This is a genomic window from Hymenobacter perfusus (assembly GCF_003944765.1).
GTDB lineage: Bacteria > Bacteroidota > Bacteroidia > Cytophagales > Hymenobacteraceae > Hymenobacter > Hymenobacter perfusus.
Map to the genome: position 1 here is coordinate 232,708 of NZ_RWIU01000003.1, position 12,316 is coordinate 245,023.

The window sequence follows — 12,316 nt, forward strand, 5'->3', positions numbered from 1 at the left end:
CCCGATAACGATTGCGCAAATAATCAGCGGGTTGGAAGGCGAGAACTCTCGGAGATAGGCCTAACATTAGTGAGGGCTTACTTCTGCAGGCTCACAGCTCTTTCTTCGACCAGTCAAAATTACCCGCTATGAAAAAAAGCCTACTGTTGAGCTCACTGGTGCTGCTGACGGCGGGAACGGCGCTGGCCCAGCAGACCCGCCCGGTGCAGGGCCGAGTGCTGGATGCGGCTACGGGCGAAGCCCTGCCCGGCGTCACGGTCATTATCAAAAACACCACCATCGGGGCCACTACCGACAACGACGGCAGCTTCTCGCTGAGCGTGCCCGCCGGCACAGAAGCGGTGCTCACTTTCAGCTACATCGGCTACGTGCCCCAGACCGTGGTGGCCGGCAGCGCCGACAAGCTCAAGGTGGCGCTCAAGCCCGACCAGAAGGCCCTCGACGAAGTAGTGGTGATTGGCTACGGGCAGGTGAAGAAGAGCGACGTAACCGGGGCCATCATCTCGGTGAAGGAGGAGGATTTGAAGAAGGTGCCCTCGGCCAACGTGATGGAAACACTCCAGGGCCGCCTGCCCGGCGTGGATATTACCCGCAGCAGCGGCTCGGCCGGCTCGGGCGTGAATATTGCCGTGCGCGGCAACCGCTCCATCACGGCCCAGAACGGCCCGCTGTTTATCGTGGATGGCGTGCAGTACAATTCCATTCAGGACATTAACCCCAACGACATCCAGAGCATGGAAGTGCTCAAGGATGCTGCCTCCACGGCCATCTATGGCTCGCGGGGTGCCAACGGGGTGATTATCGTGACCACCAAGAAGGGCCTTTCGGGGGAGCCGCGCGTAACGGTGAACTCCTACTACGGCATCACCGACGCCGTGTACTACCCGCGCGTGAACGACGGGGCGGCCTACGTGGCCCAGAAGCGCGAAGCCAACCGCACCACCGGCACCTGGATCGGTGCTGCCGACGACGGTAAGATTTTCACGCCGCTCGAAATCCAGAATATCAACAACGGTGTGAGCACCAACTGGATGGATATGCTGCTACGCCAGGGCGTGCAGCAGGAACACCAGATTGGCTTGGCCGGCGGCTCCGATAAGACTAAGTTCTACACTTCGTTCGACTACTTCAACGAGCAGGGGCTGTTTCGGATGGACGATTTGAACCGCTACTCCATCCGCTTCAATCTGGATCAGGAAATTAACGCTAAGGTGAAAGTGGGGCTGCAAAGTCAGCTCACGTACTTCAACCTTGACCGGCGGCGCGACCCTACTAACCAGGCCAACAAAATCAACCCGCTGCTCACGCCCTACGAGGAGAACGGCAACCTGGCCATTTTCCCCAACGCGGGCAACTTCATCAACCCGCTTATTGATGAGCAGCCGGGCAACTACCAGAACAACCAGCGCACCACCCGCACCTTCACCACGGCCTACGCCAGCTACCAGATTCTGCCCAGCCTGAGTCTGCGCTCCAACCTGGGCCTCACGCTTTCCAACACCCGCACCGGCATCTACCAGGGCTCCAACACCCTGGACCGCAACGGCTCGGTGGCGCAGTCGTCCTACGGGACGGACTTTCTCACCAACTGGAGCTGGGAGAACATCCTGAACTTCAACAAGACCTTCGGCGACCATACCGTGACGGCCACCGGCATCACTTCCCTGCTCACGTTCAACAACGAAAGCGCCAACGCCCAGGGCCGCAACCAGCTGCTCGATTACCAGGGCTACTACGCGCTGGCCAATGCTAATCAGCAGGTGGGCATCAACAGCGGCTACGTGAACAGCAAGCTGATTTCCTTCACCGGCCGGGTGCAATACAACTTCAAGAGCCGCTACCTGCTCACGCTCACGGGCCGCTCCGATGGTTCCTCGGTGCTAGCCCCCGGCAACAAGTGGGCGTTTTTTCCCTCGGTGGCCGCCGCCTGGCGCATTATTGAGGAAGATTTCATGAAAGGCGTGACGCCCGTTACGGATTTGAAGCTGCGGGTGAGCTACGGCCGAGCCGGCAACTACGATATTCCGGCTTACTCCACCCAGTCGCTGCTGGTGCGAATTCCGTTTGGCTTCGGCGAAACGTCCTCGCCGGCCTACACCTTCGCCAACCGCATCGGCAACAAGGCGCTGGGCTGGGAGCTGTCGAACACGCTCAACTTCGGCCTCGATTTCGGACTGCTGCAAAACCGCCTGACCGGCACCGTGGACGTGTACGACACGCGCACCACCAACCTGCTGCTCAACCGCGTGCTGCCCGCTACTTCGGGCTACTCGGTGGTGACCGAAAACGCCGGCAAAACCCGCAACCGGGGCATTGAGGTGGGCCTGAACGCGTTGGTGATGGAAAAGGAGAGCTTCCGCTGGAACGCCGGCCTCACCTGGTTCAAGAACAAGGAAGAAATTACCGCCCTCACCATTTCGGGCAACGACGTGAGCAACCGGTGGTTTATCGGCTCGCCGGTGAACGTGTTCTACGATTACGAAAAGCTGGGCATCTGGCAGACTTCGGAAGCCGACGAAGCCAAGAAGTTCGGCCAAAAGCCCGGTCAGATTAAGGTGCGCGACCTGAACGGCGACGGCCGCATCACGGCCACCGACGACCGCAAGGTGCTGGGTACCACGGTACCCAAGTGGAGCGGCTCCTTCAACACCGATTTCAGTTACAAAGGCTTCGATCTGTCGGTGCAGCTGTTTGCCCGCATTGGCCAGATGCTCAATTACGAGTACAACGGCTTCTTTGATCCGCAGGGCATCGAGAACAGCTCGCGCCAGAACTACTGGACGCCCGAAAACCCGTCCAACGACTTCCCGCGCCCCGACGCGAGCCTCTCGAAAACCACACTGCAAAACGCCCTCTACGGCACCACGCTGCTGTACGAAGACGGCTCCTACGCCAAGCTGCGGGCCGCTACCTTCGGCTACACATTCCCGGCGGCACTGGCCTCGCGCCTGCACATGTCGTCGCTCAGGGTGTACGTGCAGGGCAAGAACCTCTACACGTGGAGCCACATCGATAACTACGACCCCGAGCGGGGCGGGGCCATCAACACGCCCATTCCCCGGGTGCTCACGGCGGGTCTCAATCTGGGTTTTTAAGAAGTCAGGGCTAGTTTAACGCTGCATAAGAAGATGAAATTCCCGACTCACCGTCCGCTCAGACTGCTGCTGGTCGCCGGAGCCCTCACGCTCACGCTGCCGGCCTGCGAAAATCAGTTGGAAGAATATAACCCCTCGGGCCTGACGGCCGAAGGCGTGTACCAAACCCCGGCCGGCTTCGAGACGCTGGTCAACGCCGCCTACTCGTATAACCGCTGGTGGTACGGCAAGGAAAATGGCTACAGCGCCTCCGAAATGGGCACCGACCTCTGGCTGCGCGGGGCCGGCGACGTGAACCCCGACCTCACGGAGTATACCACGTTGCAGGGCAGCTCCACGGCCCTCACGGAACTCTGGAACAAGCTTTACGCCGCCGTGAACGTGTGCAACGCCGGTATCGGCCGCATCGGCAACTCGGGCATGACCGACGCGCTGAAGAAAACCCGGGAAGGGGAGCTGCGCTTTCTGCGGGCCTTCTACTACTGGCAGATTGTGGAAACCTGGGGCGGCGTACACTTCACCACCGAGGAAGCCACCAGTGTGCAGAACACTGCCAACCGCACCCCGGTAGATACCTTTTACAAGCAGATTTTCGATGACCTGGCTGTGGCCGTGGCCAACCTGCCTGCTACCACCACCGACTACGGCCGCGTGACCAAGCCCGCCGCCGAGGCCTTTCTGGCCAAAATGTACCTCACCCGCGGCCAGAACCGCCAGGCCGCCGACCTAGCCCAGAAAGTCATCAGTGGCTACGGCTACGCGCTGCAGCCCCGCTTTGCCGACCTGTGGTCGATGACCAACCTGGAGAACAAGGAAATCGTGTGGGCCGTGAACTACTCCCGCGACCTGAGCCTGAACGACCGGGTAGATGCCACGCTCTACCCCGAAGGCCACCCGCGCGGGGCCAACAACGGCCACCTGCTCTTCCTGATGAAGTACGACGACCAGCCCGGCGTCATCCGGGATATTCCCTACGGCCGGCCGTTCAACCGCTTCCTGCCCTCGCTCTTCTACCTGAACCTGTTCAACGAGAAGGTCGATTCCCGCTACGCTGCCACCTTCCAGACGGTGTGGTTTGCCAACCGCGCCGTCACCAACATTGCCGTGGGCGATACAGCCATTGTGGCCAGCAAATACATCATCCCGGCCGCTACCAAGGCCAAGAAAAAGTACCGCATCTGGGACCAGAGCGCCGTGTACAGCCCCACCGGGGCCGTGACCGGGGACCGGATTCACTACGTGACCATGCGTAAGTTCATGGACCCCACACGCCCCACCATTGCCGAGGAGCAGAGTGCCCGCGACGCCTACGTGATTCGGCTGGCCGATGTGTACCTGACGGCGGCCGAGGCCGAGTTTAAGGCCGGCAACGCCACCAAGGCCGCCGAGCTGATTAACGTGGTGCGCCGTCGGGCCGCTATTCCGGGTAAGGAAGCCGACATGCTCATCACCCCCGCCGACGTGACCCTGAATTTTATTCTGGATGAGCGGGGCCGGGAGCTGGGCGGCGAGCAGATGCGCTGGTTCGACCTCAAGCGCACCGGCAAGCTGCTGGAGCGGGTGAAGAAGTACAACCCCGACGCGGCCAACACCATTCAGGAGTTCCACTTGGTGCGGCCCATTCCGCAGCGCCAGCTCGATGCCGTGTCCAACAAAGCCGAATTCACCCAGAACGCAGGCTACAGATAACCTTTTGCCCCCGGTTCAGTCCGGCCCCCGGGCCGGGCTGAACCGGCTCTTTTTTCCTTTCTATGAAACGACTTGCCATCCTGTTTTTCGCCGTGCTGCTGCTGGCCTTCCGCCCGGCGGACGACCGGAATCCCACTATTTTCCTCGTCGGGGATTCCACCATGTCGGACAAACCGCTGGATAAGGCCGAGCGGGGCTGGGGTATGTACTTCCGCCAGTATTTCGATGCGAATGTGGCCCTGCAGAACCACGCCATGAACGGCCGCAGCACCCGCAACTTCCGCCACGAGGGCCGCTGGTCCAAGGTGCTGGAGCAGCTCAAGCCCGGCGACTGGGTGTTCATCCAGTTCGGCCACAACGACAGCAAGCAGGAAGACACCGCCCGCTACGCCGCCCCCCAGACGGCCTACCGCCAGAACCTGATCCGCTACGTGCAGGAAGCCCGCGCCAAGGGTGCCAACCCGGTGCTGCTCACGCCCGTCGGCCGCCGCTATTTTGATGAGGCCGGCAAACGCAAGGACGACCACGGCGAATATCCCGGCGTGGTGAAGGAAGTTGCCAAAGCCCAGAAAGTGCCAATGATTGACTTGCACGAGTTGAGCTGGACGATGTACTCCCAGCTCGGCGACGCGGGCACCAAGCCGCTGTTCTGGAGCTACCAGAACGGCGCCAACAACACCAAGCTCGATAACACGCACTTCTCGGCCTACGGCGCCGAGCGGGTGGCCCAGCTGGTAGCCCAGGAAGTGAAAAAGCAGAATCTGGGAATTGCCGCGCACCTCAAGCCGCTGGCCTTCGCCGGTAAGTACGCCTACGAGCTGCCCATCGCGCTGCAGCCGTATTTTCGCAAGGATACTTTTAACATCACCAAATACGGCGCTGTAGCCGACGGGCAGAAACTCAACACCGAGGCTTTCCGCAAGGCCATTGACGCCTGCAGCCAGCAGGGCGGCGTGGTGCTGGTGCCGCGCGGCCTCTGGCTCACCGGCCCCATTCAGCTGAAAAGCAACGTAAACCTGCACGTAGCCAAAGGCGCGCTGGTGCAGTTCAGCAGCAAGCTTTCCGACTATCAGCTCATCAAAACCAACTGGGAAGGGGAGGACGCCGTGCGCAACCAGTCACCTATTTCCGGCTACGACCTCGAAAACATTGCCATTACCGGCGAAGGTACCTTCGACGGGGCCGGCGACGCCTGGCGCATGGTGAAAAAGGAAAAGCTCAACGCCGGCCAGTGGCAGCGCCTCGTGAAATCGAGCGGCGTGGTGGACGAGAAGGGCACCACTTGGTACCCTTCGGCCAACTCGCTGAAAGGCTCCACCCTCAACAAGCCCTGGACGTATGCGGCCGGCCAGGAGCCCGACTTCAGCAAGTTTGCCGAGTTCAAGGATTTCCTGCGGCCCAACATGCTCAGCCTGCAGCGGTGCAAGCAGATTCTGCTCGAAGACTTCACCATCCAGAACTCCCCGGCCTGGACGATTCACCCGCTGCTCTGCGACAACATCACGCTGCGTAACGTGACGGCCCGCAACCCCTGGTACGGCCAGAACACCGATGCCCTGGACCTGGAATCCTGCCGCAACGGGCTAGTGGAAGGCTGCACGTTTGACGTGGGCGACGACGGTATCTGCATCAAGAGCGGCCGCGACGCGGAAGGCCGCAAGCGCGGCGTGCCCACTGAGAACTTCATCATTCGGGATACCAAAGTGTACCACGCCCACGGCGGCTTCGTGATTGGCTCGGAAATGTCGGGCGGGGCGCGCAACCTGTACGTGAGCAACTGCACCTTCATGGGCACCGACGTGGGCCTGCGCTTCAAAACGGCCCGCGGCCGGGGCGGCGTGGTGGAAAACATCTTCGTGGACGGCGTGGACATGACCGATATTGCCGGCGAGGCCATCCTGTTCGATATGTACTACGCGGCTAAAGACCCCGTGCAGGTGAACGGCGAGGCATTTGGTATTCCTGAAATCAAGGCTGAGCCGCTGAACGAGGGCACGCCGCAGTTCCGCAACTTCCGCATCACCAACGTCACCTGCAAGGGCGCCAACACCGGCATTCTGGTGCGCGGCCTGCCCGAAATGGCGGTGCAGAACGTGGAAATTGAAAACACCGTGCTGGAGTGCAACAAGGGCCTCGTGTGCCAGGAAGCCGACGGTATCCGCTTCAAAAACCTGACGTTGCTATCCAAAGAAACCAAGCCCGTGCTGGAAGTCCAGAACAGCCGCAACATCAGCTTCGACAACCTGACTTATGCCCCCGGTGCCGAGCTGCTGCTACGCGTAACCGGCGCCCGCAGCAAAGCCGTGGTTCTGCGCAACACCGATACCAAACCCGCCAAAAAAGGCGTGGAAATGGGGGAGAAGGTGGCCAAGAAAACGGTGACGGTAAGCAAGCTGTAAGCACGAAGCTCCCCTCCTTGGAAAGGAGGGGACGCGGCGGCGCAGCCGACGCCGGGGTGGTTGGCCCGCGTGCTGATGTTGTTTACCCGAATGACCTAACCCCGAATCGGTCAACGAATCAACCACCCCTAGCCCCTCCTTTTCAAGGAGGGGAACTAGTTTTCTAGCTCTAGCTTCCCATCCATGTCCTTCCGTCCTTTCCTGCTTTCCGGTTTCCTGCTCGCTTCGCTGTCCACCCAGGCCCAGACCGCTCCTGCGGCGCGGCCAATGTCGCAGCGCATGGCTGATGCGTTTATCAGCTGGCATCCTGATTCCATCCTTATCGGCAGCCGCAAAACCGCCCGCTGGGACTATGAGCAGGGCCTGATGCTGAAGGCGCTGGAACGCGTGTGGCAGCGCACCGGCGACCCGCGCTACTTCACCTACATCCAGAAAGACCTCGACCAGTTTGTGCGCCCCGACGGCAGCATCCGCACCTATAAGCTGGAAGACTACAACCTCGACAACCTCACCACCGGCCACGCGTTGCTCACGCTCGGGCAGATGTCGGTGCCCCAGGCCGAGAAGTACCGGCTGGCGGCCCAGCAGCTGCGCAAGCAGCTGGACGGGCAGCCGCGCACCAAGGCCGGCGGCTTCTGGCACAAGAAAATCTACCCCAACCAGATGTGGCTGGATGGCCTGTACATGGCCGAGCCGTTCTACGCCGAGTACAGCCAGGCCTTCAACCAGCCCTCCGGTTTTGATGACGTGGCCAAGCAGTTTGCCCTGATTGAAAAGAATCTCACGGACCCCAAAACCGGCCTCATGTACCACGGCTACGACGAAAGCCGGGAGCAGCAGTGGGCCAACAAAACCACCGGCCAGTCGCCCAATTTCTGGGACCGGGGCCTGGGCTGGTACGCCATGGCGCTGGTAGATGTGCTGGATTATTTCCCTGTAAACCACCCGCAGCGTGCTCAACTTATCAAGAACGTGCAGCGCCTCGCGCCGGTGCTGGTGAAGTACCAGGATGCCACCGCCGGCACCTGGTCGCTGGTGATGGACCAGGCGGCCCGCAAGGGTAACTACCAGGAGGCATCAGGCAGCAGCATGTTCGTGTATTTCCTGCAAAAAGGCGCCCGCTTGGGCTACCTCGATAAAAAGTACGCCGCCGCCGCCCGCAAAGGCTACGACGGCCTGCTGAAGCAGTTTGTGGCCGAGGAAAACGGCGCGCTGGCCTTCAATGGCACCGTGAGCGTGGGCGGCCTCGGCGGCAAGCCCTACCGCGACGGGAGCTTCGAATATTACCTCACCGAACCGCTGCGCAAAAACGACCTGAAAGGCGTGGGCCCGTTCATTCTGGCCAGCGTGGAGATGGAAACCGCTGCCAGCGCCGTGGGAACCGGCAAAACCGTGGCCGTAGACAACTACTTCAACCACGAGTTGCGCAAAAACGCGCTGAGCGGCCAGCCTGAAACCTGGCACTACACCTGGGACGACCGCACGCACGGCGGCTTCTACTTCTGGGGCCAGCAGTTCCGCGACCTGGGCGCGAAAACCGCCACCATCAGCACTGCGCCTACGGCCGCCGCGCTCAAAGGCGTGGACGTGTTCATCATCGTGGACCCCGATATCAAAAAGGAAACCCCGCAGCCCAACTTTGTGCAGCCCGCCGACGTGCAGGTGCTCACTAAATGGGTAAAGGACGGTGGCACGCTGGTGCTGATGGCCAACGACACCAGCAACTGCGAAATCCCCCGCTTCAACATCCTGGCGGCTGCTTTCGGAATGCAGTTCAAATCCTTGAGCCTGAACATGGTGAAAGGCAGCGAATTTGAGCAGGGTCGGGTGAATATTCCGGCTGGCAATGCCGTATTCAAAACCTCGAAATCGGCTTACATCAAGGAACTGGCGCCGCTGGACGTGAAGAATCCTGCTACGCCCTTGGTGAAAATGGGCGAACATACCGTCATTGCCACCGCCAAAGTGGGCAAGGGCACCGTGCTGGCCGTGGGTGACCCGTGGCTATACAACGAGTACGTGGACGGCCGCAAGATTCCCGCCTCGTTTGAGAACTACAACGCCGCCCAAGACCTTGCGACCTGGCTGCTGCAACAGCCCGGCCTTAAGTAGTAGCTGCTATCTGCCAGTGGTTTTGTGAGTGAGCTGCTGGTGGATAACAGCTACGTGCCATTCCGGCCAGCGGAAGGAATCTGAAGTTCGGAAGTCCGATTTTCTCAGATTCCTCCCGCTGGCCGGAATACTGGTTTTTATCCTTTCTGCTTTTCTGAATCGAATGAAGTTTCGCCTCTTTTTGCTGCTTTTCCTGCTGCCTTTTCTAGCCGATGCCCAAACGTCATTGTCGAAAGTGTGGGTGCCTGATTTGGGCAATGGTAGCTACAAAAACCCGGTTCTGTACGCCGATTATTCTGACCCCGACGTGGTGCGGGTGGGCTCCGATTATTACCTCACGTCGTCTAGTTTCAACAGCGCCCCAGGCCTGCAAATCCTGCACTCCCGCGACCTAGTCAATTGGACAATCATCGGAGCCGCGTTTAGCCAGCAACCACCGCTGGCACGCTACAACTTGCCGCAGCACGGCAACGGCGTCTGGGCTCCGGCCATCCGCTACCACAAAAAGGAGTTCTACCTCTATTACCCCGACCCCGATCTGGGTATTTTCGTGACCAAGGCGACAAACCCGGCCGGACCTTGGAGCACGCCGGTGTGCATCAAGGAAGCCAAAGGATGGATTGACCCCTGCCCGCTCTGGGATGAGGATGGCCAAGCCTACCTGGTGCACGGTTTCGCCGGCTCGCGGGCGGGCTTCAAAAGCGTGCTGGCCGTGAGCCGCATGAGCCCCGACGGCCTGCGCCTGCTGGGCGACGAAGTGCTGGTGTTCGACGGCCACGAGAAGCACCCCACTATCGAAGGCCCCAAATTCTACAAGCGCCACGGCTACTACTATATTTTTGCGCCGGGCGGGGGTGTGAGCACCGGCTGGCAGGTGGTGCTGCGCGCCAAAAACGTGTTCGGCCCCTACGAAGACCGGATTGTGATGAACCAAGGCAAAACGCCCGTCAACGGCCCCCACCAGGGTGCCTGGGTGGACACGCCCGACGGGAAAGAAGACTGGTTTCTGCACTTCCAGGACCAGGGACCCTACGGCCGCGTGGTATACCTGCAGCCCATGCAGTGGCGCGACGACTGGCCCATCATCGGCGAGGACCCGGATGGTGATGGCGTGGGCCACCCCGTGCTTATCCACCGCAAACCTGCCGTACGCGGTCCGCAGCCCCCGGCCACGCCCGCCACGTCCGACGAGTTCAGCAGCGCCGCGCTGGGGCTGCAGTGGCAGTGGCACGCCAATCCGCAGCCGGGCTGGGCGTTTCTGAACCAGAGTGCGGGCACGCTGCGCCTGTACTCGGTGCCGCTGCCGGACGGGTCCAGAAACCTGTGGCAAGTGCCCAACCTGCTGCTGCAGAAGCTGCCCGCCGAGCAGTTCACGGCCACCGCCAAACTTACCGTCACGCCCCGTTTTGAAGGCGAAAAAGTGGGCCTGGTGATAATGGGCCTCGACTACGCTACCCTCATCCTCACCAACACCGGCGGCCAGCTGCAGTTAAGCCAGACGGTGTGCCGCAACGCCGATAAGCTCAGCCCCGAAACCACCACCGCCCCGTCCGTAGCCGTTCCCGCGCGCCAGCCCATTTACCTGCGCGTAACGGTGCTACCTGACGCTAAATGCCGCTTCAGCTATAGCCTCGACGGCCAGCTATTTACGTCCGTAGGCGCGGAGTTTCAGGCCCGGGAAGGCAAGTGGATCGGTGCAAAAATGGGCCTGTTCAGCACCCGTCCCGGCCAGACCAACGACGCCGGTACCGCCGACGTAGATTGGTTTCGGGTGGAGGCGGTGCAGTAAGAAGCATGTGTAGAGACGCAATACTTTGCGTCTCTTCGTTGCTGACGTTGTGTAGCTGACCCACCTAGTTCCGGCCGTTCAACGACGAGACGCAAAGTATTGCGTCTCTACAGCAATATAGCTCTACAGCTTTACCGCTTCCAAGCGCGTAGAGCGGCGCACAATCAGTTCGGTCGGAATCCTCACCGTTTCGATCGGAAGGGCCCGGAGCTTGCGCTCAATCTGGTCTATGAGGCGCTCGGCGGCTATCTGGCCGATTTCCTGGGCGGGCTGCACCACGGTGCTCAGCGGTGGGTCCAGCAGATCGGCCACGTTGAGGTTGGTAAAGCCGATGAGCGACACGTCGTCGGGGATGTGCAGGTTGCGCTGGCGCAACGCTTGCAGGCAGCCCACGGCCAGGCGGTCGGAGGCCGTGAAAAAGGCATCGGGCGGCGAATCGAGGTGCATGAGCTCGTCCACCATCGGGCCTACTTCGTCGGGGCCGAACGTGCCGTAGCGAATCAGCGCTTCATCGAATTCTAGGCCGTTTTGCTCCAGGGCGGCGCGGTAACCCGCCAACCGCTCCTGCGTGATGCTGAGCCAGGGCTGAATAGTGAGGTGGGCAATGCGCCGCCGTCCGCTCCGGATCAGGTGCTCGGTGGCGGCGAAGGCCCCGCCGAAGTTATCGGCTACCACTTTGGTCACGTTCAGCTCGCTGGAAACCCGGTCGAACAGCACCAGCGGCACGTTTTTGTCGAGTACGTCCTGCAAATGCGTCACGTCGGAGGTTTCGCTCGACAAGGACATCAGCAGCCCGTCTACCTTGCGCGACATGGCCTGCTGCACGTTGGCCATTTCCCGTTCGTAGCTTTCCTGGCTCTGAAAGATGATAACGTGGTAGCCCCGGTTGTAGGCAATGGCCTCGATACCGTTGATGGCCTGCGAGAAAAAGTAGTTGGCAATCTGGGGCAAAATCACGCCGATGGCGCGGCTGGCGCTGCCTTTTAGGCTGAGCGCAATGGGGTTGGGGCGGTAGTTGAGCCGCTCGGCGCACTCCATCACCAGCCGCTTGGTTTCGGGGTTGATTTCGTAGCTGCCCCGCAGCGCCCGCGACACCGTGGAAGTGGAAATGCCCAACTCGCGGGCAATGTCTTTGATGGTGTAAACTTCCACGGGTACGGCAGGGCTAAAGGTGATACGAAAGGAGGCGAGCGAGTGGGTACTTACTAAAGTGCAAGAACGAAGCTAGTGAT

Annotated in this window: 6 protein-coding genes; 5 read left to right on the top strand and 1 reads right to left on the bottom strand. The window is 60.8% G+C overall.

From position 1 onward, the window contains the following. Nucleotides 1-128 precede the first annotated feature (128 nt). The 5 genes from EI293_RS10925 (at nucleotide 129) to EI293_RS10945 (ending at nucleotide 11,084) form a co-directional block, all read left to right on the top strand. Nucleotides 129-3,095, top strand: a complete 2,967-nt coding sequence (locus EI293_RS10925) for a SusC/RagA family TonB-linked outer membrane protein (protein ID WP_125437514.1) — start codon at nucleotides 129-131, stop codon at nucleotides 3,093-3,095. Nucleotides 3,096-3,128: 33 nt separating this feature from the next. Continuing rightward, on the top strand, nucleotides 3,129-4,784 hold the full coding sequence (locus tag EI293_RS10930) for a RagB/SusD family nutrient uptake outer membrane protein (protein ID WP_125437516.1): 1,656 nt from the start codon (nucleotides 3,129-3,131) through the stop codon (nucleotides 4,782-4,784). Between the two features lie 62 nt (nucleotides 4,785-4,846). Further along, complete coding sequence (locus tag EI293_RS10935; protein WP_125437518.1) at nucleotides 4,847-7,183, top strand: glycosyl hydrolase family 28 protein; 2,337 nt, start codon at nucleotides 4,847-4,849, stop codon at nucleotides 7,181-7,183. Between the two features lie 183 nt (nucleotides 7,184-7,366). Beyond that, complete coding sequence (locus tag EI293_RS10940) at nucleotides 7,367-9,295, top strand: glycoside hydrolase family 88 protein (protein ID WP_394343398.1); 1,929 nt, start codon at nucleotides 7,367-7,369, stop codon at nucleotides 9,293-9,295. A gap of 163 nt (nucleotides 9,296-9,458) precedes the next feature. Further along, nucleotides 9,459-11,084, top strand: a complete 1,626-nt coding sequence (locus EI293_RS10945) for a glycoside hydrolase family 43 protein (RefSeq protein WP_125437520.1) — start codon at nucleotides 9,459-9,461, stop codon at nucleotides 11,082-11,084. A gap of 123 nt (nucleotides 11,085-11,207) precedes the next feature. Here the strand turns inward: EI293_RS10945 and EI293_RS10950 are convergent, their stop codons facing one another. Then, a complete protein-coding gene (locus tag EI293_RS10950; RefSeq protein WP_125437522.1) occupies nucleotides 11,208-12,236 on the bottom strand; it encodes a LacI family DNA-binding transcriptional regulator in 1,029 nt (342 codons plus the stop codon). Nucleotides 12,237-12,316 lie beyond the last annotated feature (80 nt).